This is a genomic window from Bacillus sp. 204(2023) (assembly GCF_037027505.1).
Lineage (GTDB): Bacteria > Bacillota > Bacilli > Bacillales > Bacillaceae > Bacillus > Bacillus subtilis.
Genome location: NZ_JAXCHE010000004.1, coordinates 366139 through 391810 on the forward strand (window position 1 = coordinate 366139; position 25672 = coordinate 391810).

A 25672-nucleotide genomic window follows, 5' to 3' on the forward strand; every position below is an offset into this window, starting at 1 on the left:
CAAAGCTCTTGTCCCTTTACAACTGCATCCTATACATTAAATCGGAAATGAATAACATCTCCGTCTTTAACCACATACTCTTTTCCTTCAAGGCGGACTTTTCCTGCCTCTTTAGCTCCTGCCATGCCGCCGCCCGCAAGAAGATCCTCATAAGCAACTGTCTCAGCACGAATGAAGCCCCGCTCAAAGTCACTATGAATAATTCCTGCACACTCAGGGGCTTTCATGCCTTTTTTGAATGTCCAAGCTCTGACTTCCTGTTCTCCGGCTGTGAAATATGTTGCGAGGCCGAGAAGAGAGTAAGACGCTTTGATCAGCTGATCAAGACCTGATTCTTGAATGCCCAGCTCTTCCAAGAACATTTGCTTTTCTTCGCCTTCAAGCTCAGCGATTTCAGATTCGATTTTTGCACACACAACGATAACTTCTGCGTTTTCGCCGGCAGCGTACTCGCGAATCTTCGCTACATTTTCATTGCCAGATGGATCAGCAACTTCATCTTCACTTACGTTGGCCACGTACAAAATAGGCTTCGAAGTCAGTAAATGGAGCTGCTTCACAAGCTTTTGCTGCTCTTCAGTGAATTCTACAGATCGAGCAGGCTTTTCACTCTCGAACGCTTCTTTCAGTTTAGATAAAATCTCAAACTCAAATACAGCGTCTTTATCTTTTTGCTTCGCAAGCTTGCTGACGCGTGTAATCCGCTTTTCAACCGTTTCCATATCAGCGAGGATCAGCTCAAGGTTGATCGTTTCAATGTCATCAATCGGATCAACCTTTCCGGAAACGTGTGTAATGTTGTCATCGGAAAAAGCACGGACAACGTGGCAAATCGCGTCAACTTGGCGAATATGAGATAGGAACTTGTTGCCGAGTCCTTCTCCTTTAGATGCGCCCTTTACAATCCCTGCAATATCAGTGAATTCAAAAGCAGTCGGCACAGTCTTCTTCGGGTTGACCAGCTCAGTCAGCTTTTGCAGACGATCATCCGGCACCTCTACAATTCCCACGTTCGGATCAATTGTACAGAACGGGTAGTTGGCTGATTCGGCACCGGCCTGTGTAATTGCGTTAAATAGTGTTGATTTTCCGACGTTCGGCAAACCAACAATTCCAGCTGTTAAAGCCATTCTTTCATCTCCTCTATATAAAACCGTCATTGTATGAGCGTATTTTGAACCTAGAGCAATTATAAGGAGGTTCACTGGAAAAGACAAGCTGACAAAAAAGCATTTTCAGCCTGCCAATCCCTTTGATTATGCTTTTTTCAAGCCTACTAAACAGTCAAAAAGCGTACTTCCCATTCCATTATCAGAATTTGTATCATTTGTCAGTGCATTGACTGACCCTCCAAAAGCCGCCCACATGCCTTCATCTATATTAATCGTCTTCGCATGAGCCTGCTTCATCACTTTCACCTTGCCCTTCAAGCTTCCGCGGTCATTAAAGATGACAACTTCGTCTCCATCCTGAAGATCCTGCCCAGCCGCTATATCTGGAGAAATATCGACCTGAACGTGCTGAAGCTTTTCAATAAACGGCACATGCTGTGAATGATTGGAACGCTGCGGATGAATGGATAAGAGCGTATAAGGATACTTTCCAGCTAACTCCTCATTATGGAAAACAGATTCTTCGGGCACATTTAATTGAAGCGAGCCGCTAAATCCTTTTTGCTCAGCTAGCGACGAAGTAAATTCAAATTTTCCACTCGGCGTCAAAAACTGATAATCATCCCACGGCACCGATTTTACTGGAAGAGGGAGGTGGCCTTTTTCTTTTAAACGCTCAAGTGTCACATCCTCTGCTTCCAATGAAGAAAGCCCCATCTCTAAAAATTCTTGAGTGCTGTATTCAAACAGCTCGCCAAACCCAAGACGTTTTGCAAGCTCTGACCAGATCCAGCTGTCCGACTTCGCTTCACCCTGCGGCTCCACAAGCTTCTTCCCGTACTGAACATAATGATGATACATACTGGAATAGTAGATATCTTCTTCTTCAAAAACAGTGGCAGTCGGCAAAACATAATCACACAGCTTTGCGGTATCCGTCATAATGGAATCAATCGCGACCGTCATTGGAACCTTTTCAAAAGCTTGTCTCACCTTATTTGTATTCGGCACCTGAGTCAGCGGATTTCCGCACGTCACAATAATCATCTCAATCGCAGGATCAGCAGCGGTCAACACTTCTTCAGCCTGTGTCATCATTGAAAAAGAACGGGATGTTGTTTTTAATTCCGGCAGCGTCAGCTTTGTTTTTGCAAAGCTCTCACCAATCTGGACATTTCCGAAATTCGCGCCGCCGCCCTTAATTCCGACATTTCCGCCTGCCGCAACAAGTGCATCAATCCAACGAATCGTTCCCCCGCCGTTTTTATATCGCTGCATGCCAAGCCCCATAAAAGTAGACACCGGACCATCAGCATACAAACCGGCCAAATACTCCAGCTCCTCCATAGAAGTTTCTGTTTTCACAATAAACTCTTCCAGAGAAACGGTCTTCAAAAGCTCTTTCACATCGTCAAAACCGACAGAATGCTCAGAAATAAACGTTTCATCCGTTCTTCCCGTCTCAATCAGAACCTTCAAAACGGCTGCCGCAAGCCAGCCGTCCATTCCAGGCTTTACAGAGATATAGCGGTCGGCAAGCTTAGCAGTCGGATTGAATATCGGATCAATTACCGTAATCGTGACGCCCTTCTTTTTCACCTGCTGCAAGTGATGATATAAGTGCATATTTGTTCTGGATACATTTCTTCCCCACACAACAACATGCTTGCTGTTGTAAATATCAAGCGGGCCGTGCCCGTACGAACGGCCAAAATCCCAGCTTTGCGCCTCGATTCCGGAGCCCCAGCATATGCTTCCGACGATTTCAGTCACGCCGCCATATCCATTAAAAAAACGCTGATCAAGCGCTTTTAACAGACCGTTATTCGCATAATCATGGCTGTGCAAAACAGCAGTCGTCTCAGACGTTTCCTTGATTGCCCGAAGTTTGTCGGCAATTTCATCAAGTGCCTGCTCCCAAGAAATCCGCACAAACTCGCCATTTTGTTTTTTCATCGGATAGCGAAGCCGATCAGGCGAATTTGTTTTTGTCTCAAGCATTCTGCCGCGGCCGCAGATTTTGCCTTCCGTAATCGGATGGTTGGGATCTCCGTCCACTTTTGTTACCTTTCCATCATCAACAGTCACCAAAAAGCCGCAGCTGTCCCAACAATTCAGCGGACATGCCGACTGATGCACTTTGCTCATCGCCGTCTTCTCCTTACCTTCTATATGAAAAAGCATGAGTGTCGGCCTATTTATGAAGTAGGCTCCTCATGCTTGACTAGTACTTTTTTTAGTTTTCTTTCAAATTCTCTTCTCGGAATCATAACACTGTGAGAGCATCCCTCACACTTAATTCGAATATCCATTCCCATGCGTATAATTTTCCAGCTGTTCGCTCCGCATGGATGCGGTTTTTTCATTTCTACGATATCATTCAGGCCAAAGTCTTTATCCGCCAAGACCCTTCACCTCTTTTCCTAAACTGCTGTATCTATTGTACAAAAAAACTGATCATAAGAGCAATCAAGATACCCGAAAAGAATTCCATCCTCTTATTTCCATTTACTCAAAATAGGATATAAGAGCAGACAAACTAACAAATACAAATTGAGCATCCCATATATCGGATACAAGAACGCGATCAAATCAGAAAATCCGAAAGAAGTAAAAGGTACCATTAACACTAACAAAATCAACACAATCATCCATCTCGGCATGTGAATAAACGCCATCAGCCGGCTGGACAGCCCCAGCAAACCAGCTACCGTCGTCGTGTAAATCGCCAGGCACAGCACCGCCGTCATACATAAAAAAAGGAAATAAGGCGCACCCTCCAGAACGGCAAACAGCGGTATTTCAAACTGAGAAAGGGAGCCCGCCAGCTCCACCAACGTTTCATTATAAACAAATGAGATCACGCCAAAAATAAGCCCGCTTGCCACACTTGCAATTTTTGCTTCGCCGAGCCCTTTCATCTCTTTCCCAACAGAGGATAAAATCGCAACAACTGAAAGGATGTTTAAAGAGGTAAACGTAATGCTCGCAGGCCAGTTATACTGCTGGGACAAATCAATCGTCCACGTATGGTGATGTGTGCTCTGAAAGGAGATCAGCGCATATAAAAGCCCCGCTACTAACACAGGAATCAAAATACTATTTATAGATAATATTCCTTTCACATCCCACAAAAACAAACACACTGTCACGATGCAAATCAGCGCGATTCCCCACCAGAAAGGAAGCTTGTACATTTGCAGGGTCACACCGCCTCCGGCAATCATCACCATAGTCGTCGAAAACAAATAAAAAATGATGAGGACATCATAAATTTTCGCCAGCCATGGCCCCATTAAATGCTCCAGAACCGGCAGAAAATGAGTGGATTGAACTTTAAAACTAATTTTCATCACAATATAAGACGAGAAAATGAACATAATTGTAAACAGCACAATAGCAAGTCCGCTTTCCGCCCCAAAAAACTGCCATATCTCCTGACCGCTCGCATATCCGGCCCCGATCAGGCTCCCTAATATGAGCAGCATCCACTTCATTCCGGCTCTCCACAACACTATCACCTCATAGACAAAGTTCAGCTTGTTCCCGTTATTGTTACTATATAAATAAAGGAAAGCAAACATGCCATATTTTCATAGACATTTGAACACAAGTTGAAATTATCATACGAAATACACATAAAAAAGACTGCTAATATGGCAGTCTAAAAAGTGATATTTATTTGTTTGTCCGCGGAATGAAGAAGTGAACTTCACTCTTCACTTTTTTCTAACCATTCCTATCTATTCAAGTGTTTCATAAGCAGACCATTGCTTGATCATGATCGAGGCAATGGGGGACAATACTTGTAATCGCCCACTAACCATACATATCATGCCCTCTACTTTTTTAAAATCTCCGGTGCCATACGCAAAGCATAAAAAATCATACTGCTGGATATACTGTAAACAACCTTACATAACTACACACACCATAGCAATTCTGTTACCTACTATAACAAGGAAGTGAAACCCATGAATCGAAAAGGCGGGCTTTTTTCCTCTCAGGAACGAGTAAAGCAATATGTTTCACATACAGATGCTGCAGCGGCAAAACAAATCCAAACCATCCTTTCTTCATCCTTACGTAAAGCTGCCGGCAAACCAATTGTCGTGGTTTGTATCGGAACAGACCGTTCAACCGGTGACTCATTAGGCCCGCTCGTAGGAATGAAACTCAAACAGATGCAGCTCACCAGATTCCATGTCTACGGAACCTTATCTGACCCCGTCCATGCTGTGAACATGAAGGATAAAATCAATGACATTCATAAATTACATAAAAACCCATTTGTTATAGCAGTGGATGCATGCTTAGGCCGCGTTAAGAGTGTGGGTTCATTTCAAATCGGGGACGGGCCATTAAAGCCCGGAGCCGGTGTACAAAAAGACCTTCCTGAAGTGGGAGATCTTCATATTAACGGAATCGTGAATGTGAGCGGTTTCATGGAATATTTTGTATTGCAAAACACTAGACTCAACTTGGTCATGAATATGGCAAATGTTCTAGCGGAAGGTTTGAGTTTAACAGATCGGACAGAGTGGAGGCAAGAACGCATTAACCCGCTGCAAAGGCTCACTGGGCGCATATAAAACAAAAACCATCTTCGTTTGAAAGATGGTTTCTTCATTTACGATTCTCGTTCAGACAAAAGCTCTAAAATCCGGTCAAGGTCTTCATTAGAGAAAAATTCAATTTCGATTTTGCCTTTTTTCTTCTGTCTTTTAATATTAACTGTTGTTCCAAAATAATTTTGGAGATAGGATTCTCGTTCTTTTAGAACCGCATCTTTCACAGGTTCTTTTTTCTTTGTTTCACGTGGAACATTCTGATTCAACTGCTGAATCAGCTGCTCAAGCTGGCGAACATTGAGCTGCTCCGCAATCACTTTTTGTACCAGCGGTTCAAGCTTATTTTTGTTTTTTAAGCCAAGAAGCGTGCGTCCATGTCCCATAGAAAGCGTACCTTCGGCAATAAGCTGCTGAATATTTTCTGGCAGTGTCAGCAGTCTTAAATGATTCGCAATATGCGGTCTGCTTTTCCCAAGACGTTTGGCAAGCTGCTCTTGTGTGAGATCTAAGTGTTTCAACAAGGAATCATATGCCTGAGCCTCTTCAAGCGGAGATAAATCTTCACGCTGAAGGTTTTCTAATAAAGCAATTTCCCTCATTAACGCCTCTGATAATTCACGGACAATGGCCGGAACTGTATCTAAACCTGCCAGCTTTGCCGCTCGAAAACGCCGTTCACCCGCAACAATATCATAGCCTTTTAAAGATTTTCTGACGATAAGCGGCTGAAGAATGCCATGCTGCAGCACAGATTCTTTTAGTTCAGCTAATGCCTCGTCATCAAAGTGTTTTCTTGGCTGATAAGGATTAGGGCGTAAATCGGCAATTTTAATTTCTTCAACTGTCTCTTCAGACAAATCGACCTGATTAAATAACGCATTAATCCCTTTTCCAAGGCCTTTAGCCATTCGCAGCCACTTCCTTTGCTAAATCTAAATATACTTCCGCACCTCTTGACCGCGGATCGTATAAAATGATGGGTTTTCCGTGACTCGGTGCCTCACTCAGACGGACATTACGCGGAATAACTGTCTTATATACTTTATCCCTAAAATACTTTTTAACCTCTTCAATCACTTGAATGCCAAGGTTTGTCCGGGCATCAAGCATTGTCAGCAATACACCTTCAATCATTAAATCAGTATTCAAATGCTTTTGCACAAGACGTACTGTATTTAATAACTGGCTGAGACCCTCCAAGGCATAATATTCGCACTGTACAGGAATCACAACGGAATCCGAGGCAGTAAGGGCATTAATCGTCAGCAAGCCCAATGACGGCGGACAATCAATGATAATATAATCATAATTTTGCTTTACTGCTTCAAGCGCTCTTTTCAATCTCACTTCTCTTGATATTGTAGGAACCAGCTCGATCTCAGCCCCTGCAAGCTGAATCGTCGCAGGAATCACATCCAAGTTCTCTACTGTCGTTGCTTTAATAATATCTATTACATCTGCATCATCTACTAAAATATCGTACACACACTGCTCTACATCGGCTTTTTCAATCCCTAATCCGCTTGTCGCATTTCCCTGCGGATCAATATCTACCAGCAGAACCCTTTTCCCTATGTAAGCCAAACATGCCCCAAGGTTGACAGACGTCGTTGTTTTGCCGACCCCGCCTTTTTGGTTCGTAATTGCTATGATTTTTCCCACGATGTCACCTACTTTCACATGAACATGTACTATCTTGCTTCTATTCTATCAAAAAAAGATTAAAGCGTTTCATTTTTTTCATCATTTTGTTCCGAATCAGAAGGGAAATAATTGAAAATTCAAGCACGCTTTATGCTTTCTCTTATAAATTCTGCAATTTCTATGTTTTTTTGACTTAAAAAAGGAATTTCTTAAAGAAAAAAAGAAGAAGTCACAGTACAGAACGTAGAAACAGGATGGTGAGAAAATGGTTTATCAAACGAAGAGAGATGTACCCGTTACGCTGATGATTGTGTTTCTCATATTACTGATACAAGCAGATGCCATTGTTCCTTTTGTGCTGGGAACTATGAGAGTTTCCGGCTGGATCATTTTTATTCTGCTGACTCTTTTAAATGGACTCATCATTTGGAGCTTTATTGACCTAAAATATGTATTGAAGGAACACCACCTAATCATTAAAGCCGGATTGATCAAACATCAAATTCCTTATGAAAAAATCGATAAAGTCGTTCCAAAAAAGAAACTATGGTCCGGTTTTCGTCTGATCGGCTCTCGCCATGCCATCACAATATATTATCAGGGGGGATGGGGACATACAGTAATTTCACCGCAAAAATCTGAAGAGTTTATCCACAAACTCAAAGAAAAGAATTCTAATATAATAATTTTCACTAAAAGTAAGTGATTACCTTTTATTGAAAATATAAAAAGCTCTCCTGCTTTTCAGGAGAGCTTCTATTTTGGTATGCGAATCGTTAATTGAATATATTCTTCAAATTCTTCTTCTTCCGTATTCAATTTTACACCGCTGTCTTCCACCATTGATAGTGACTGGCGAATCGTGTTCATCGCAATTCTTGTATCTCTGCTGAATGCTTTGCGTCTCGGCTTTGGCTTTCTCTTGCCTTGCTCCAGCATTTTCACCACGCGGTCTTCCGTCTGCTTTACATTTAAACTTTTCTCAATAATCTCTGTGAGCAGTGTGACTTGGAGCTCAGGCTGTTTCAGCGGAATCAGTGCTCTGGCATGGCGCTCGGTGATTTTCTTCTCCATAATCGCCTCTTGGACTGGCTGAGGCAGCTTTAATAACCGAAGCTTATTCGCGATTGTAGACTGCCCTTTTCCTAAGCGCTGTGCGAGTGCCTCCTGTGTTAAATCATGCAGCTCAAGCAGCCTAGCATAAGCATGCGCTTCCTCAATAGAAGACAGTTCTTCCCGCTGCAAGTTTTCGATTAACGCCACAGAAGCGGTTTCCGTGTCGGAAAAATCCTTAATAATTGCCGGAATCTTTTCCCACTCAAGCGATTGCACCGCTCTCCAGCGTCTTTCACCTGCAATGAGTTCGTATTGGCCTTCTTCTTCTGTATGCCTAACAACAATCGGCTGAATAATGCCGTGTGTATGAATGGTCATTGCTAACTCTTTGATTTTTTCATCTGAGAAAATGGTGCGTGGCTGAAAACGGTTGGGAACGATAGCATTTACCGGTATTTCCAGAATCTCTTCTTTGTTTGTATCATGTTCAGCAATCTCCGGCTCCTGTTCCTTCTCACCAAGCCCGAAGAAACGAGAGAATGAATGCTTCATGTACCTACACCACCTTTAAAAACTGCCATTTTTATAATTCTATTTTCTCATGGTTTTTCCTGCTGTACATCCATCAATTTTGATGAAAATATGATGGTATTGTCATATCAGGCTGTCTAAATTACCCTTCAATTGGCGATTTATTAGGAGTTCCCGGTTTTCTTGGATACTTCTTAGGTGTATTTTTTATTTTGCGTATCACCATAATATTACGATCGCTTTCTTCAATAGGCAGCTTAAAAGAATGGATATTCTCAAGTTCTCCTCCAAGCGTCGTGATTGCTTTTTTGCCTGCATTCAGTTCTTCTTCAGCTGATGCGGCTTTTAAAGCAACAAATAAACCGTTTTTCTTCACCAGAGGCAAGCAAAGCTCACTCAAAACAGATAATCTCGCAACTGCTCGCGCTGTCACAATATCATAGCTTTCACGCACGTCTTTCCGTTGCCCGAACGTTTCAGCTCTGTCATGGCAGAATGTTGTATTCTCCAATTGCAAAGCCTCAGATAACTTTTCTAAAAACGTGATCCGTTTATTCAGTGAATCCACGATTGTGACATTGAGGTGCGGAAAGCATATTTTTATCGGCAGACTTGGAAAACCCGCTCCCGCTCCGACATCACAAATCGTGTTCACCTGATTGAAGTCGACATAAAAAGCAGCTGTAATGGAATCATAAAAATGCTTTAAATAAACTTCTTTTTTCTCTGTTATTGAAGTCAGATTGATTTTTTCGTTCCATTCAACCAGCATGTCGTAATACAGCTCAAATTGCTCCAGCTGACGGGGAGAAAGGGAGATCCCTTTTTCCGCCAAACCAGAAGTGAATTCTTCAATATTCATGCCGTCATCCTTTCTATTCGGCTATCTTCGCAATGCGTCCCTGCTCTAAATACACCAATAGAATTGAAATGTCCGCCGGGTTTACACCGGAAATGCGGGAAGCTTGGGCAACAGACAAAGGCCGTACATTTTTCAGTTTTTGACGCGCCTCGGTCGCAATCCCCTTAATTGCGTCATAATCAATTCGATCTGGAATTTTTTTATTTTCCATCTTCTTCAGTTTTTCCACTTGCTGAAGAGATTTTTCAATATATCCTTCATATTTCACTTGGATTTCTACTTGTTCTGCCACGTCTTGAGGAACCGGCACTTCTGGCGGCGCCAGTTTTGTGACTGTTTCATAGTTCATTTCAGGACGCTTCATCAAGTCTGTGCCGCGAACTCCATCTTTCAATTCGCTTCCGCCAAGAGAACGGATATATTCTTGATTTTCCGGAGACGGCTTGATAATTACAGAATGAAGACGTTTTTTCTCCGCCTCGATCGCCGCTTTTTTCTTCTCAAAAGCCGCATAACGCTCATCAGAAATCAATCCAATGCGGTGTCCGATTTCTGTCAGACGCAAATCAGCATTGTCATGGCGAAGCAGCAATCTGTATTCCGCACGTGATGTCAAAAGACGATATGGCTCATTGGTACCTTTTGTCACAAGGTCATCAATCAGAACACCAATATAGGCGTCAGAACGGCTTAAAATCACTTCTTCTTTTCCAAGCGCTTTTCGTCCTGCATTGATTCCCGCCATAATCCCTTGTCCCGCAGCTTCTTCATAACCGGAAGTTCCGTTAATTTGGCCTGCAGTGTAAAGGTTTGTGATTTTTTTTGTTTCAAGTGTCGGCCAGAGCTGTGTCGGTACGATTGCATCATACTCGATCGCATAGCCGGCTCTCATCATTTGCACGTTTTCAAGTCCAGGAATCGTTGCAAGCATTCTTTGCTGTACGTCTTCTGGAAGACTTGTAGATAAACCTTGGACATAGACTTCCTGTGTATTTCTGCCTTCCGGCTCAAGGAAGATCTGGTGACGCGGTTTATCATTAAATCGTACAACTTTATCTTCAATGGATGGGCAGTATCTTGGGCCTGTACCTTTGATCATACCGGAATACATCGGTGAACGGTGCAGGTTGCTGTCAATAATCTCATGTGTCTCAGGGCTTGTATATGTCAGCCAGCAAGGGAGCTGATCTGTGATATATTCCACTGTTTCATATGAGAAAGCGCGAGGCACATCGTCACCAGGCTGAATTTCCGTTTTACTGTAATCAATCGTATCGCTTTTAACGCGAGGCGGCGTACCTGTTTTAAAACGAACAAGGTCAAAACCAAGTTCCTCCAAATGCTCAGAAAGCTTAATAGAAGGCTGCTGGTTATTCGGGCCGCTTGAGTAAGACAGATCGCCAAGAATGATACGTCCTCTTAAATATGTCCCTGTCGTCATGACAACTGCTTTCGCACGATAATGTGCGCCTGTTTGTGTAATAACGCCTCGGCATTCGCCGTCTTCAACGATCAGCCGCTCCACAATTCCTTGCAGCAATGTTAAGTTTTGTTCTTTTTCAAGCGTATTTTTCATTTCGTGCTGATATTGGAATTTGTCTGCTTGCGCACGCAATGCACGAACCGCAGGACCTTTTCCTGTATTCAGCATTCTCATTTGAATATGTGTTTTATCGATGTTTCTTCCCATTTCTCCGCCGAGCGCGTCAATTTCGCGGACGACAATCCCTTTTGCGGGACCGCCGACAGACGGATTACATGGCATAAATGCAACCATATCTAGGTTGATGGTCAAGACAAGCGTTTTGGCGCCTTGGCGTGCAGATGCGAGGGCAGCCTCAACACCGGCATGCCCGGCGCCAATCACAATCACATCGTATTGGCCTGCTTCATACCCCATGATTCTAGTTCCTCCTTTAATTATTTTCCTAAACAGAATTGAGAAAAGAGCTGATCAATTAAGCTTTCGTGGACAGAATCTCCAATGATTTCCCCTAAAAGCTCCCAGCATCTTGTAAGGTCAATTTGCACCATGTCGATCGGGACATCCTGTTCGATGCCGCTAAGCGCATCTTCAATGGCGCGTTTTGCTTGCTGTAAAATAGAGATGTGACGTGTGTTGCTGACATAAGTCAGATCACCGCTTTCAATGGCACCCGTGTAGAACAATGATTGAATCGCTTCTTCCAGATCATTGATGCCTTCCTCTTTTAGAAGAGATGTGGTAACAACTGGACGTCCATTGGCAAGCTCACGGACACGTTCAGTGTCAATCTTCGCCTCAAGGTCAGTCTTATTCAAAATCACGATAACATCCATGCCCTCAACGGCTTCAAAAAGCTTCACGTCTTCTTCAGAAAGCTCTTCACTATAATTAAGCACAAGTAAAATCAGGTCCGCTTCCTTTAGAACCTGGCGAGAACGTTCAACACCGATTCGCTCAACAATATCCTCTGTTTCACGAATACCTGCTGTATCAACCAGACGAAGCGGGACGCCCCTTACATTCACGTATTCCTCAATCACATCCCGCGTCGTTCCGGGAATATCGGTTACAATGGCTTTTGCCTCATGAACGAGGCTGTTCAGAAGAGATGATTTTCCTACGTTCGGCCGGCCGATAATGACGGTAGAAAGACCTTCACGTAAGATTTTTCCTTGCTCAGAAGTCCTCAGCAGCGCCTCAATTTCCTTTTTCACGGCGGTTGCCTTTTCGACTAAAATCTGATGCGTCATTTCCTCTACATCATCATACTCCGGATAATCGATATTCACCTCAACATGGGCCAGTGTTTCTAAAATCTCACTGCGCAAACGGCGCACCAAAGCAGAAAGACGCCCTTCCATTTGATTCATAGCAACGTTCATTGCCCGGTCCGTTTTCGCTCTGATTAAGTCCATAACCGCTTCCGCCTGTGAAAGATCGATTCGGCCGTTTAAAAACGCACGTTTCGTAAATTCACCAGGCTCTGCCAGTCTCGCTCCCTCTCTCAATGCAAGCTGAAGCACTTGGTTCACAGTCACAATTCCCCCGTGACAGTTAATCTCGATGACATCTTCTCGTGTAAAAGTTCTCGGCGCTTTTAACACTGATACCATTACTTCCTCAACGACACGATCCGAAGGTCTGTCTACGATATGACCATAATGAATCGTATGTGATTCGACCGAGCTGAGTGTTTTCCCCTTCGGTCCCTTATAAATTCTATCTGCGATTTGAATGGCTTCTGGTCCGCTCAACCGTACAATCGCAATCGCGCCTTCTCCCATCGGTGTAGAAATTGCCGCAATTGTATCCATGTTGTTCACCTCTCTTTACTTATACTTCATCTATATAAAAAATTTTTATTATGCCAAAACTAAAAGATAACATAGTTTGGTTCGAAGTGGAAGATTTGTTATCCACAGAAATAGAAATTCGTCCCTTATTACTTTAACTTATCCACATGTGAATAACAATTAATTTTATTTCCTGAACTTCCTTTTTATCAACAGGATACACCTAAAAAGAAAAAACTTAAACGGCAAAACCTTGATATTACTAGGAAAAGTAGATTTTTCGGATACAAAAAAACCGAAATCCGATTTTTATCGGACTTCGGTTTTATGCTATCTTTTATGGGAAATAACGAGATGACGATTTTCGCCTTCACCCATTGAATATGTTTTGATCTGGTGGTTTGCATATCCAGAAAGAGTATCGTGAATAATTTTTCTTTCGCTGGACGGCATGGGCTCAAGCTGGATGGATTTTTTCGTTTTCAAAACCTGGTCAGCAAGCTTGATGGCCAGCTGGCTCAGTGTTTCTTTTCTTTTCAAACGATAGTTTTCTGCATCCACCGTCACATTTTTATATTGGCCTGGATAACGGTTAAGGGCAAGCTGTGTCAAAGTTTCAAGGGCGTTTAAGGTTTGTCCTCTTTTCCCAATCAACAATGCTGCCTTTTCACCTGTTATATGATATCTCACTGTCTTTTTACTTTCTTGAACAGTCACATCAGACTTCCCGGCAATGGCTTCGGCAATCGTTTGAAGATATAACTTCGCTTGCTGAATCGGATCAATCTTTTCAACCAGCTTTACGATCGCAGGCTTTTTACCGAAAATACCGAGAAACCCTTTGTTTCCCTCTTCAATAACAGTAATTTCTACCTTATCCTTCGTTAATCCCAACTCTTGCAATCCGGACTGTACTGCTTCATCGACATTTCGCCCTGCAGCAGTCACATTCCTCACTTTTTCTTTCCTCCGGCTTTTTGCGGCTCAGGATTTTTTTTAATATCAGGTCCTTTAATGAGGAAAGTTTGCGCAATCATAAACAAGTTACCGACTACCCAATAAAGAGAAAGAGCCGCCGGGAAGTTGATCGCAAATACGATAATCATAATTGGCATAATCCAAAGCATCATCGCCATTTGCGGATTTTGCTGCGCATTGCCCGCCATCATCAGTTTTTGCTGAACAAATGTAGCGACACCGGCAACGATAGGAAGAATATAGTAAGGATCTTTTTCTCCTAAGTCAAACCATAAGAAGCTATGCTCTGAAATCGCCTGGGTTCTCATGATCGCATGATAGAATCCAATTAAAATCGGCATCTGGATCAAAATCGGGAAACATCCCGCCAATGGATTGACACCATGCTTTTGGAATAACGCCATTGTTTCCTGCTGAAGCTTTTGCTGCGTTTTTTGATCCTTTGAGCTGTATTTTTCTTTAAGCTTTTGCATTTCCGGCTGTAAAGCCTGCATCGCTTTCGAACTTCTCAGCTGCTTAATCATCAGCGGTAAAATTAATAAACGAATTAAAATGGTAACTAGAATAATTGAAAGCCCGTAGTTATCTCCCGTCAATTTCGCTACATACGTAATGAGCTCAGACAATGGATATACTACGTACTTGTCCCAGAAATGCGGACTATCTTCAGTGATCGGCTCTTTCACACTCGAGCATCCAGCCAAAAGCATGAATACGCCAACCATACTTAATAGCAACCCTATTCTCCTTTTCAACAACATTTCCTCCTATAATTAATCTTTACACTCTTTTATTGCAAAGCATACTTGTATGTATTTTAGCATCTTTCAGTTTTAAATGGTGTCTTTTTCTGATCAACCAGAAAGGAAGCGCTTTTAAAAGTTGTAAGAAAGCAGTGGTGATGCCTACTTTGACGAAGATTTCTTATATAATGAAGACTTTCTGAATAGATGCTGCAGACTTTTTTTCGTTTCCTCATATGTCAGCTGGCTCGCCGGTTTTCTGGCAATAATGATGTAATCCTTTTCCTTCAGTCTCTCTTTCTCTTCAAGAAAGGCCTGCCGAATCAAACGTTTGATCCGATTTCGCATCACAGCATTGCCAATTTTTTTGCTGACGGAAAGCCCGACACGCAGTTCATCATTTTCAGGCTGATCAAGCGTATATAAGACAAACTGGCGGTTTGCAACTGATGTCCCATGTTTAAACACTTTTTGAAAATCTTCATTTTTCTTTAAACGATTTCGCTTCTTCAAATGACTCACTCCGATACTGGCTGGCAGAAACTTTTAAAATTTATTATGAACATGAGATGCATCTGAACCAGGAAGCATGCCCCGGTTCATTACACATCACATCTATCTTTTCCCATAACGTGAAAAAAGACCACTGACATTATTCAGTGGCCTAAGCTGATAATACTTTTCTGCCTTTGCGGCGACGGCGTGCTAAAACTAGACGACCGTTTTTTGAACTCATACGGCTTCTGAAGCCATGAACTTTGCTGCGTTTACGGTTATTCGGTTGGAATGTTCTTTTCATTTATGACACCTCCCTCGAGGAATAGCTGTTAAAGACAGTCTTACTTATTATATTTGCGTTACCTATTCATTGTCAACTTCACTAGTGCTTTTATTTCTTGCAACCATAATAGGATACCATACCTTTTCAACTTTCGAAACCTTATTTTTTAGATTCCTTAATTTTACGGAAAAAAGACAAATCCAAACAATTTGCCCCTAAAATCACGCATGTGGATATCTTTTTCGGCTTTTTTTAGTATCCACAGAGGTTATCGACAACATTTTCACATTGCCAACCCCTGTGGACAAGGTTTTTTCAACAGGTTGTCCGCTTTGTGGATAAGATTGTGACAACCATTGCAAGCTCTCGTTTATTTTGGTATTATATTTGTGTTTTAACTCTTGATTACTAATCCTACCTTTCCTCTTTATCCACAAAGTGTGGATAAGTTGTGGATTGATTTCACACAGCTTGTGTAGAAGGTTGTCCACAAGTTGTGAAATTTGTCGAAAAGCTATTTATCTACTATATTATATGTTTTCAACATTTAATGTGTACGAATGGTAAGCGCCATTTGCTCTTTTTTTGTGTTATATAACAGAGAAAGGCACCATTTTCTAAGAAAAGGAGGGACGTGCCGGAAGATGGAAAATATATTAGATCTGTGGAACCAAGCCCTTGCTCAAATCGAAAAAAAGTTGAGCAAACCGAGTTTTGAGACTTGGATGAAGTCAACCAAAGCCCACTCACTGCAAGGCGATACATTAACAATCACGGCTCCCAATGAATTTGCCAGAGACTGGCTGGAGTCCAGATACTTGCATCTGATTGCAGATACTATATATGAATTAACCGGGGAAGAATTGAGCATTAAGTTTGTCATTCCTCAAAATCAAGATGTTGAGGACTTTATGCCGAAACCGCAAGTCAAAAAAGCGGTCAAAGAAGATACATCTGATTTTCCTCAAAATATGCTCAATCCAAAATATACTTTTGATACTTTTGTCATCGGATCTGGAAACCGATTTGCACACGCTGCTTCCCTCGCAGTAGCGGAAGCACCCGCGAAAGCTTACAACCCTTTATTTATCTATGGGGGCGTCGGCTTAGGGAAAACGCACTTAATGCATGCGATCGGCCATTATGTAATAGATCATAATCCTTCTGCCAAAGTGGTTTATCTGTCTTCTGAGAAATTCACAAACGAATTCATCAACTCTATCCGAGATAATAAAGCCGTCGACTTCCGCAATCGCTATCGAAATGTTGATGTGCTTTTGATAGATGATATTCAATTTTTAGCGGGGAAAGAACAAACCCAGGAAGAATTTTTCCATACATTTAACACATTGCACGAAGAAAGCAAACAAATCGTCATTTCAAGTGACCGACCGCCAAAGGAAATTCCGACACTTGAGGACAGATTGCGCTCACGTTTTGAATGGGGCCTTATTACAGATATCACACCGCCTGATCTAGAAACGAGAATTGCAATTTTAAGAAAAAAAGCCAAAGCAGAAGGCCTCGATATTCCGAACGAGGTTATGCTTTACATCGCGAATCAAATCGACAGCAATATTCGGGAACTCGAAGGAGCATTAATCAGAGTTGTCGCTTATTCATCTTTAATTAATAAAGATATTAATGCTGATCTGGCCGCTGAGGCGTTGAAAGATATTATTCCTTCCTCAAAACCGAAAGTCATTACGATAAAAGAAATTCAGAGGGTAGTAGGCCAGCAATTTAATATTAAACTCGAGGATTTCAAAGCAAAAAAACGGACAAAGTCAGTAGCTTTTCCGCGTCAAATCGCCATGTACTTATCAAGGGAAATGACTGATTCCTCTCTTCCTAAAATCGGTGAAGAGTTTGGAGGACGTGATCATACGACCGTTATTCATGCGCATGAAAAAATTTCAAAACTGCTGGCAGATGATGAACAGCTTCAGCAGCATGTAAAAGAAATTAAAGAACAGCTTAAATAGCAGGACCGGGGATCAATCGGGGAAAGTGTGAATAACTTTTCGGAAGTCATACACAGTCTGTCCACATGTGGATAGGCTGTGTTTCCTGTCTTTTTCACAACTTATCCACAAATCCACAGGCCCTACTATTACTTCTACTATTTTTTTTATAAATATATATATATTAATACATTATCCGTTAGGAGGATAAAAATGAAATTCACGATTCAAAAAGATCGTCTTGTTGAAAGTGTCCAAGATGTATTAAAAGCAGTTTCATCCAGAACCACGATTCCCATTCTGACTGGTATTAAAATTGTTGCATCAGATGATGGAGTATCCTTTACAGGGAGTGACTCAGATATTTCTATTGAATCCTTCATTCCTAAAGAAGAAGGAGATAAAGAAATCGTCACTATTGAACAGCCCGGAAGCATCGTTTTACAGGCTCGCTTTTTTAGTGATATTGTAAAAAAATTGCCGATGGCAACTGTAGAAATCGAAGTCCAAAATCAATATTTGACGATTATCCGTTCTGGTAAAGCTGAATTTAATCTAAACGGACTGGATGCTGATGAGTATCCGCACTTGCCGCAGATTGAAGAGCATCATGCGATTCAGATCCCAACTGATTTGTTAAAAAATCTAATCAGACAAACAGTATTTGCAGTGTCCACCTCAGAAACACGCCCTATCTTGACAGGTGTAAACTGGAAAGTGGAGCAAAGTGAATTATTATGCACTGCGACGGATAGCCACCGTCTCGCATTAAGAAAGGCGAAACTTGATATTCCAGAAGACAGATCTTATAACGTCGTGATTCCGGGAAAAAGTTTAACTGAACTCAGCAAGATTTTAGATGACAACCAGGAACTTGTAGATATCGTCATCACAGAAACCCAAGTTCTGTTTAAAGCGAAAAACGTCTTATTCTTCTCACGGCTTCTGGACGGGAATTATCCAGACACAACCAGCCTGATTCCGCAAGACAGCAAAACAGAAATCATTGTGAACACAAAAGAATTCCTTCAGGCCATTGATCGTGCATCTCTTTTAGCCAGAGAGGGACGCAACAACGTTGTAAAACTGTCTGCAAAACCGGCTGAATCCATTGAAATTTCTTCCAACTCGCCGGAAATCGGTAAAGTTGTGGAAGCAATTGCTGCGGATCAAATTGAAGGTGAGGAATTAAATATCTCTTTTAGTCCAAAATATATGCTGGATGCACTAAAGGTGCTTGAAGGAGCAGAAATACGCGTAAGCTTTACAGGTGCAATGAGACCTTTCTTAATTCGCACGCCGAATGATGAAACGATTGTACAGCTTATCCTCCCTGTCAGAACCTATTAATCCGATACACTGCTGCCGACCTGTCGGCAGCTTTTCTATTCGGTATCTGCTCCGACAAGTTTTCCCTTTCCCTAATTCGTTTTTTTTTAGTACAATTAGATATTAGTGATATTTGAAAGAGGTCGATATAATGGCAAATCCGATTTCAATTGATACAGAGATGATTACACTCGGACAATTCTTAAAATTAGCCGATGTGATTCAGTCTGGCGGTATGGCGAAGTGGTTTTTAAGCGAGCATGAAGTGCTTGTGAACGATGAGCCGGACAACCGCCGGGGCAGAAAGCTGTATGTTGGAGATGTGGTAGAGATTGAAGGATTTGGTTCATTTCAAGTCGTCAATTAAAGCGGGTGACACTGATTGTATATCCAGAACTTAGAACTGACATCTTACCGCAACTACGACCATGCTGAACTTCAATTTGAAAATAAAGTAAATGTGATCATCGGAGAAAACGCCCAGGGGAAGACAAACCTCATGGAGGCGATCTATGTCTTGTCTATGGCGAAATCGCACCGGACATCAAATGACAAAGAACTTATACGATGGGACAAAGACTATGCTAAAATAGAGGGAAGAGTGATGAAGCAAAACGGGGCGATCCCGATGCAGCTCGTCATCTCCAAAAAGGGTAAAAAGGGCAAGGTCAATCATATTGAACAGCAAAAGCTCAGCCAGTATGTCGGGGCCCTCAACACCATTATGTTCGCGCCGGAAGATTTAAATCTTGTAAAGGGAAGCCCTCAAGTGAGAAGGCGGTTTCTTGACATGGAAATCGGACAGGTTTCTCCCGTCTACCTTCATGATCTTTCTCTTTACCAGAAAATCCTTTCCCAGCGGAATCATTTTTTGAAACAGCTGCAAACAAGAAAACAAACTGACCGGACGATGCTCGATGTTCTGACCGATCAGCTTGTAGAAGTTGCAGCAAAAGTCGTCGTAAAACGCCTGCAGTTTACAGCACAGCTCGAGAAATGGGCGCAGCCCATCCATGCAGGCATCTCAAGAGGGCTTGAAGAACTGACCCTGAAATACCATACAGCTCTTGATGTATCAGATCCCCTAGATTTGTCGAAAATAGGAGATAGCTATCAAGAAGCCTTTTCTAAATTAAGAGAAAAAGAAATTGAGCGTGGTGTGACGCTGTCAGGGCCTCATCGCGATGATGTTCTTTTCTATGTGAACGGACGCGATGTGCAGACGTATGGTTCTCAAGGACAGCAGCGAACGACGGCGTTGTCCCTTAAGCTGGCGGAGATTGACCTGATCCATGAAGAAATCGGAGAATATCCCATTTTACTATTGGATGATGTACTGAGTGAACTGGATGATTATCGGCAGTCACACTTGCTTCATACGATCCAAGGCCGTGTACAAACGTTTGTCACAACGACAAGCGTTGATGGCATTGATCACGAAACCTTACGTCAAGCAGGAATGTTCCGTGTGCAAAATGGTGCGTTAGTGAAGTGAAGAAATGAGGTGAGCAATTGTATATTCATTTAGGTGATGACTTTGTGGTTTCAACACGAGATATTGTCGGCATTTTTGACTTTAAAGCCAACATGTCGCCTATTGTTGAAGAATTTCTGAAAAAACAGAAACACAAGGTGGTGCCTCCCGTAAACGGCACGCCCAAATCTATCGTAGTCACGGTCCAGAATATATATTACTCTCCCTTATCTTCCAGCACATTAAAAAAACGTGCGCAATTTATGTTTGAAATAGATTCTTAGAAATTTTTTATCACGAATATATCGTTTAGAAAAGTGTAGGTGAATGACGTGGCTATGGAACAGCAGCAAAACAGTTATGATGAAAATCAGATACAGGTACTAGAAGGATTGGAAGCTGTTCGTAAAAGACCGGGGATGTATATCGGTTCGACAAACAGCAAAGGCCTTCACCACCTGGTATGGGAAATTGTCGACAATAGTATTGACGAAGCCCTCGCCGGTTATTGTACGGATATCAATATCCAAATTGAAAAAGACAACAGTATCACGGTTGTAGATAATGGCCGCGGTATTCCAGTCGGTATTCATGAAAAAATGGGCCGTCCTGCGGTAGAAGTCATTATGACGGTGCTTCATGCCGGAGGAAAATTTGACGGAAGCGGTTATAAAGTATCCGGAGGATTACACGGTGTAGGTGCGTCGGTCGTAAACGCACTATCAACAGAGCTTGATGTGACGGTTCACCGTGACGGTAAAATTCACCGCCAAACCTATAAACGCGGAGTTCCGGTTACAGACCTTGAAATCATTGGCGAAACGGCTCATACAGGAACGACGACACATTTTGTCCCGGACCCTGAAATTTTCTCAGAAACAACCGAGTATGATTACGATCTGCTTGCCAACCGCGTGCGTGAATTAGCCTTTTTAACAAAGGGCGTAAACATCACGATTGAAGATAAACGTGAAGGACAAGAGCGCAAAAATGAATACCATTACGAAGGCGGAATTAAAAGTTATGTAGAGTATTTAAACCGCTCTAAAGAGGTTGTCCATGAAGAGCCGATTTACATTGAAGGCGAAAAGGACGGCATTACGGTTGAAGTGGCTTTGCAATACAATGACAGCTACACAAGCAACATTTACTCGTTTACAAACAACATTAACACGTACGAAGGCGGTACCCATGAAGCTGGCTTCAAAACGGGCCTGACTCGTGTTATCAACGATTACGCCAGAAAAAAAGGGCTTATTAAAGAAAATGATCCAAACCTAAGCGGAGATGACGTAAGGGAAGGGCTGACAGCGATTATTTCAATCAAACACCCTGATCCGCAGTTTGAGGGCCAAACGAAAACAAAGCTGGGCAACTCAGAAGCACGGACGATCACCGATACGTTATTTTCTACGGCGATGGAAACATTTATGCTGGAAAATCCAGATGCGGCCAAAAAAATTGTCGATAAAGGCTTAATGGCGGCAAGAGCAAGGATGGCTGCGAAAAAAGCGCGTGAACTAACACGCCGTAAGAGTGCTTTGGAAATTTCAAACCTGCCTGGTAAGTTAGCGGACTGCTCTTCAAAAGATCCGAGCATCTCCGAGTTATATATCGTAGAGGGTGACTCTGCCGGGGGATCTGCTAAACAAGGACGCGACAGACATTTCCAAGCCATTTTGCCGCTTAGAGGTAAAATCCTAAACGTTGAAAAGGCCAGACTGGATAAAATCCTTTCTAACAACGAAGTTCGCTCTATGATCACAGCGCTCGGCACAGGTATTGGGGAAGATTTCAACCTTGAGAAAGCCCGTTACCACAAAGTTGTCATTATGACAGATGCCGATGTTGACGGCGCGCACATCAGAACACTGCTGTTAACGTTCTTTTACAGATATATGCGCCAAATTATCGAAAATGGCTACGTGTACATTGCACAGCCGCCGCTCTACAAGGTTCAACAGGGGAAACGCGTTGAATATGCGTACAATGACAAGGAGCTTGAAGAGCTGTTAAAAACTCTTCCTCAAACGCCTAAGCCTGGACTGCAGCGTTACAAAGGTCTTGGTGAAATGAATGCCACCCAGCTATGGGAGACAACCATGGATCCTAGCTCCAGAACACTTCTTCAGGTAACTCTTGAAGATGCAATGGATGCGGACGAGACTTTTGAAATGCTTATGGGCGACAAGGTAGAACCGCGCCGAAACTTCATAGAAGCGAATGCGAGATACGTTAAAAATCTTGACATCTAATCATAAAAAGCCTTATTTCCAATAAGAAATAAGGCTTTTTTCTGAACAAGATCAGATGCAGCAATGCCTGCAATACCTATATATTCTAGCAATTTAATGTGTATAATCATAAGTTTATTGATATAATGGAGAATAGTGAAATCGTATTGAAGGTCATAATGGACAATCTACTCCCACATATTTCATGTGATACTTCAGGGAGGTTTTTTAATGAGTGAACAAAACACACCACAAGTTCGTGAAATAAATATCAGTCAGGAAATGCGTACGTCCTTCTTGGATTATGCAATGAGCGTTATCGTGTCCCGTGCTCTTCCGGATGTTCGAGACGGTTTAAAACCGGTTCATAGACGGATTTTGTATGCAATGAATGATTTAGGCATGACAAGTGACAAGCCTTATAAAAAATCCGCGCGTATCGTTGGAGAAGTTATCGGGAAATACCACCCGCACGGTGATTCAGCGGTATATGAATCCATGGTCAGAATGGCTCAGGATTTCAACTACCGTTATATGCTCGTTGACGGTCACGGAAACTTCGGTTCTGTTGACGGAGACTCAGCGGCGGCCATGCGTTATACAGAAGCAAGAATGTCTAAAATCTCAATGGAGATTCTTCGCGACATCACAAAAGACACAATCGATTACCAGGATAACTATGACGGATCAGAAAGAGAACCTGTCGTTATGCCTTCAAGGTTCCCGAATCTGCTCGTGAACGGTGCTGCCGGCATTGCGGTAGGTATGGCAACAAACATTCCTCCGCACCAGCTGGGAGAAATCATTGACGGTGTACTTGCTGTCAGTGAGAATCCGGACATTACCATTCCAGAGCTTATGGAAGTCATTCCAGGGCCTGATTTCCCGACCGCGGGTCAAATCTTGGGACGCAGCGGTATCCGGAAAGCATACGAATCAGGCCGAGGCTCTATCACGATCCGGGCAAAAGCTGAGATCGAACAAACATCTTCGGGTAAAGAAAGAATTATCGTTACAGAGTTACCTTACCAAGTAAATAAGGCGAAATTAATTGAGAAAATTGCTGATCTCGTAAGGGACAAAAAGATAGAGGGTATCACAGATCTGCGTGATGAGTCAGATCGTACAGGTATGAGAATTGTCATTGAAATCAGACGCGATGCCAATGCAAATGTCATCTTAAACAATCTGTACAAACAAACTGCTCTACAAACATCTTTTGGCATCAACCTGCTTGCACTTGTTGATGGCCAGCCGAAAGTTTTAACTCTTAAGCAATGCCTGGAGCATTACCTTGACCATCAAAAAGTTGTCATTAGACGCCGTACTGCTTATGAATTGCGTAAAGCAGAAGCGAGAGCTCATATCTTGGAAGGATTGAGAGTTGCACTGGATCATCTCGATGCAGTTATCTCCCTTATCCGTAATTCTCAAACGGCTGAAATTGCGAGAACAGGTTTAATTGAACAATTCTCACTGACAGAGAAGCAAGCACAAGCGATCCTTGATATGAGGCTCCAGCGTTTAACGGGACTGGAACGTGAAAAGATCGAAGAAGAATACCAATCTCTTGTTAAATTAATTGCAGAGCTAAAAGACATCTTGGCAAATGAATATAAAGTGCTTGAGATCATTCGTGAAGAACTCACGGAAATCAAAGAGCGTTTTAACGATGAAAGACGTACTGAGATCGTCACTTCTGGACTGGAGACAATTGAAGATGAAGATCTCATCGAGAGAGAAAATATCGTAGTTACTCTGACGCACAACGGATACGTCAAACGTCTTCCTGCATCAACTTACCGCAGTCAAAAACGAGGCGGAAAAGGTGTACAAGGTATGGGAACAAACGAAGATGATTTCGTTGAACATTTGATCTCTACGTCAACTCATGACACGATTCTCTTCTTCTCGAACAAGGGGAAAGTGTATCGTGCAAAAGGGTATGAAATCCCTGAATACGGCAGAACGGCAAAAGGAATCCCGATTATTAACCTGCTGGAGGTAGAGAAGGGTGAGTGGATCAACGCGATTATTCCAGTCACGGAATTCAATGCGGAGCTTTACCTTTTCTTCACTACAAAGCATGGGGTTTCAAAACGAACATCGCTATCTCAATTCGCTAATATCCGAAACAATGGTCTAATTGCTCTGAGTCTTCGTGAAGATGATGAACTGATGGGTGTACGTCTGACTGACGGCACAAAACAAATCATCATTGGAACGAAAAACGGTTTACTGATCCGTTTCCCTGAAACAGATGTCCGGGAGATGGGAAGAACTGCGGCGGGCGTAAAAGGCATCACCCTGACGGATGACGACGTTGTTGTCGGCATGGAGATCTTAGAGGAAGAATCACACGTCCTTATCGTAACTGAAAAAGGGTACGGAAAACGAACTCCGGCTGAAGAGTACAGAACCCAAAGCCGGGGCGGAAAAGGACTCAAAACAGCGAAAATCACCGAAAACAACGGCCAACTAGTAGCAGTGAAAGCTACTAAAGGTGAAGAGGATCTAATGATTATTACAGCTAGCGGCGTACTCATCAGAATGGACATCAATGATATCTCCATCACCGGACGTGTCACTCAAGGTGTGCGTCTCATCAGAATGGCAGAAGAAGAGCATGTTGCTACAGTAGCTTTAGTAGAGAAAAACGAAGAAGATGAGAATGAAGAAGAACAAGAAGAAGTGTGAGAAAAAGCGCAGCTGAAATAGCTGCGCTTTTTTGTGTGTCATAACCCTTTACAGTCATAAAAACTATGGTATAATCATTTCTGTTGTCTTTTTAAAGACACAAGCATGACCATTATGACTAGTAAAAACTTTTTTAAAAAAGTATTGACCTAGTTAACTAAAAATGTTACTATTAAGTAGTCGCTTCGAGAGAAGCACACAAAGTTCTTTGAAAACTAAACAAGACAAAACGTACCTGTTAATTCAGTTTTTAAAAATCGCACAGCGATGTGCGTAGTCAGTCAAACTACTTTATCGGAGAGTTTGATCCTGGCTCAGGACGAACGCTGGCGGCGTGCCTAATACATGCAAGTCGAGCGGACAGATGGGAGCTTGCTCCCTGATGTTAGCGGCGGACGGGTGAGTAACACGTGGGTA

The 25672-nt window shown here is 42.5% G+C and carries 23 protein-coding genes and 1 rRNA gene; 10 read left to right on the forward strand and 14 right to left on the reverse strand.

Going from position 1 to position 25672, the window contains the following annotated elements; translation table 11 throughout:
- Window positions 1-29: 29 nt before the first annotated feature.
- The 4 genes from ychF to WA279_RS11420 all read right to left on the reverse strand — a co-directional run bounded on the left by ychF (window position 30) and on the right by WA279_RS11420 (window position 4627).
- Complete coding sequence (ychF, locus tag WA279_RS11405) at window positions 30-1130, reverse strand: redox-regulated ATPase YchF (protein ID WP_015483981.1); 1101 nt, start codon at window positions 1128-1130, stop codon at window positions 30-32.
- A 126-nt stretch (window positions 1131-1256) separates the two neighbouring features.
- The gene (locus WA279_RS11410) at window positions 1257-3260 is read right to left on the reverse strand and encodes a molybdopterin-dependent oxidoreductase (protein ID WP_336155441.1); all 2004 of its coding nucleotides are present in this window, start codon (window positions 3258-3260) and stop codon (window positions 1257-1259) included.
- A gap of 50 nt (window positions 3261-3310) precedes the next feature.
- Entirely contained in the window at window positions 3311-3517 is a 207-nt protein-coding gene (locus WA279_RS11415) for a DUF951 domain-containing protein (RefSeq protein WP_003226838.1), read from the reverse strand.
- 93 nt (window positions 3518-3610) lie between these two features.
- On the reverse strand, window positions 3611-4627 hold the full coding sequence (locus tag WA279_RS11420) for a YkvI family membrane protein (protein WP_080109064.1): 1017 nt from the start codon (window positions 4625-4627) through the stop codon (window positions 3611-3613).
- A 459-nt stretch (window positions 4628-5086) separates the two neighbouring features.
- Here WA279_RS11420 and yyaC point away from each other — a divergent pair, with 459 nt between their 5' ends.
- The gene (gene yyaC, locus WA279_RS11425) at window positions 5087-5704 is read left to right on the forward strand and encodes a spore protease YyaC (RefSeq protein ID WP_003226834.1); all 618 of its coding nucleotides are present in this window, start codon (window positions 5087-5089) and stop codon (window positions 5702-5704) included.
- A gap of 38 nt (window positions 5705-5742) precedes the next feature.
- Here the strand turns inward: yyaC and spo0J are convergent, their stop codons facing one another.
- Window positions 5743-6591 (reverse strand): stage 0 sporulation protein Spo0J, encoded by an 849-nt coding sequence (spo0J, locus tag WA279_RS11430; protein ID WP_003226832.1) that lies wholly within the window; start codon window positions 6589-6591, stop codon window positions 5743-5745.
- Complete coding sequence (gene soj, locus WA279_RS11435; protein ID WP_003219244.1) at window positions 6584-7345, reverse strand: sporulation initiation inhibitor protein Soj; 762 nt, start codon at window positions 7343-7345, stop codon at window positions 6584-6586. The genes spo0J and soj overlap by 8 nt, the downstream gene beginning before the upstream one ends.
- 247 nt (window positions 7346-7592) lie before the next feature.
- Here soj and WA279_RS11440 point away from each other — a divergent pair, with 247 nt between their 5' ends.
- Window positions 7593-8033 (forward strand): PH domain-containing protein, encoded by a 441-nt coding sequence (locus tag WA279_RS11440; RefSeq protein WP_257435435.1) that lies wholly within the window; start codon window positions 7593-7595, stop codon window positions 8031-8033.
- Between the two features lie 50 nt (window positions 8034-8083).
- Here WA279_RS11440 and noc read toward each other — a convergent pair whose 3' ends face one another.
- From noc to rpmH, 8 genes are all read right to left on the reverse strand, one after another.
- Window positions 8084-8935: a nucleoid occlusion protein gene (gene noc / locus WA279_RS11445; protein ID WP_015250778.1), complete on the reverse strand. Its 852-nt coding sequence runs from the start codon at window positions 8933-8935 to the stop codon at window positions 8084-8086.
- 121 nt (window positions 8936-9056) lie between these two features.
- The gene (rsmG, locus tag WA279_RS11450; protein ID WP_015250777.1) at window positions 9057-9776 is read right to left on the reverse strand and encodes a 16S rRNA (guanine(527)-N(7))-methyltransferase RsmG; all 720 of its coding nucleotides are present in this window, start codon (window positions 9774-9776) and stop codon (window positions 9057-9059) included.
- 13 nt (window positions 9777-9789) lie between these two features.
- Window positions 9790-11676, reverse strand: a complete 1887-nt coding sequence (gene mnmG / locus WA279_RS11455; RefSeq protein ID WP_216995695.1) for a tRNA uridine-5-carboxymethylaminomethyl(34) synthesis enzyme MnmG — start codon at window positions 11674-11676, stop codon at window positions 9790-9792.
- 20 nt (window positions 11677-11696) lie between these two features.
- Window positions 11697-13076, reverse strand: coding sequence for a tRNA uridine-5-carboxymethylaminomethyl(34) synthesis GTPase MnmE (gene mnmE, locus WA279_RS11460; protein WP_029318519.1), 1380 nt, complete (start codon window positions 13074-13076; stop codon window positions 11697-11699).
- Window positions 13077-13385: 309 nt separating this feature from the next.
- Window positions 13386-14012 carry an RNA-binding cell elongation regulator Jag/EloR gene (jag, locus tag WA279_RS11465; protein ID WP_003243764.1) on the reverse strand — a complete coding sequence of 209 codons (627 nt, stop codon included), beginning with the start codon at window positions 14010-14012 and terminating at the stop codon, window positions 13386-13388.
- The gene (gene spoIIIJ, locus WA279_RS11470) at window positions 14009-14794 is read right to left on the reverse strand and encodes a YidC family membrane integrase SpoIIIJ (protein WP_336155442.1); all 786 of its coding nucleotides are present in this window, start codon (window positions 14792-14794) and stop codon (window positions 14009-14011) included. The genes jag and spoIIIJ overlap by 4 nt, the downstream gene beginning before the upstream one ends.
- Before the next feature lie 144 nt (window positions 14795-14938).
- The gene (gene rnpA / locus WA279_RS11475; protein WP_003242628.1) at window positions 14939-15289 is read right to left on the reverse strand and encodes a ribonuclease P protein component; all 351 of its coding nucleotides are present in this window, start codon (window positions 15287-15289) and stop codon (window positions 14939-14941) included.
- Between the two features lie 151 nt (window positions 15290-15440).
- On the reverse strand, window positions 15441-15575 hold the full coding sequence (gene rpmH / locus WA279_RS11480; RefSeq protein WP_003178075.1) for a 50S ribosomal protein L34: 135 nt from the start codon (window positions 15573-15575) through the stop codon (window positions 15441-15443).
- A gap of 626 nt (window positions 15576-16201) precedes the next feature.
- Here rpmH and dnaA point away from each other — a divergent pair.
- The 8 genes from dnaA to WA279_RS11520 form a co-directional block, all read left to right on the forward strand.
- Window positions 16202-17542, forward strand: coding sequence for a chromosomal replication initiator protein DnaA (gene dnaA / locus WA279_RS11485; RefSeq protein WP_003242674.1), 1341 nt, complete (start codon window positions 16202-16204; stop codon window positions 17540-17542).
- A 192-nt stretch (window positions 17543-17734) separates the two neighbouring features.
- The gene (dnaN, locus tag WA279_RS11490; RefSeq protein WP_336155443.1) at window positions 17735-18871 is read left to right on the forward strand and encodes a DNA polymerase III subunit beta; all 1137 of its coding nucleotides are present in this window, start codon (window positions 17735-17737) and stop codon (window positions 18869-18871) included.
- A 130-nt stretch (window positions 18872-19001) separates the two neighbouring features.
- Window positions 19002-19217, forward strand: a complete 216-nt coding sequence (gene rlbA, locus WA279_RS11495; RefSeq protein WP_003226810.1) for a ribosome maturation protein RlbA — start codon at window positions 19002-19004, stop codon at window positions 19215-19217.
- A 15-nt stretch (window positions 19218-19232) separates the two neighbouring features.
- The gene (gene recF / locus WA279_RS11500; RefSeq protein ID WP_003243515.1) at window positions 19233-20345 is read left to right on the forward strand and encodes a DNA replication/repair protein RecF; all 1113 of its coding nucleotides are present in this window, start codon (window positions 19233-19235) and stop codon (window positions 20343-20345) included.
- Between the two features lie 17 nt (window positions 20346-20362).
- Window positions 20363-20608, forward strand: a complete 246-nt coding sequence (gene remB, locus WA279_RS11505; RefSeq protein ID WP_277736849.1) for an extracellular matrix regulator RemB — start codon at window positions 20363-20365, stop codon at window positions 20606-20608.
- A gap of 54 nt (window positions 20609-20662) precedes the next feature.
- Window positions 20663-22579 (forward strand): DNA topoisomerase (ATP-hydrolyzing) subunit B, encoded by a 1917-nt coding sequence (gene gyrB, locus WA279_RS11510; protein ID WP_336155446.1) that lies wholly within the window; start codon window positions 20663-20665, stop codon window positions 22577-22579.
- A 210-nt stretch (window positions 22580-22789) separates the two neighbouring features.
- Window positions 22790-25255 (forward strand): DNA topoisomerase (ATP-hydrolyzing) subunit A, encoded by a 2466-nt coding sequence (gene gyrA, locus WA279_RS11515; protein WP_003244540.1) that lies wholly within the window; start codon window positions 22790-22792, stop codon window positions 25253-25255.
- Window positions 25256-25546: 291 nt separating this feature from the next.
- A 16S ribosomal RNA gene (locus tag WA279_RS11520) occupies window positions 25547-25672 on the forward strand; the annotation flags it as partial.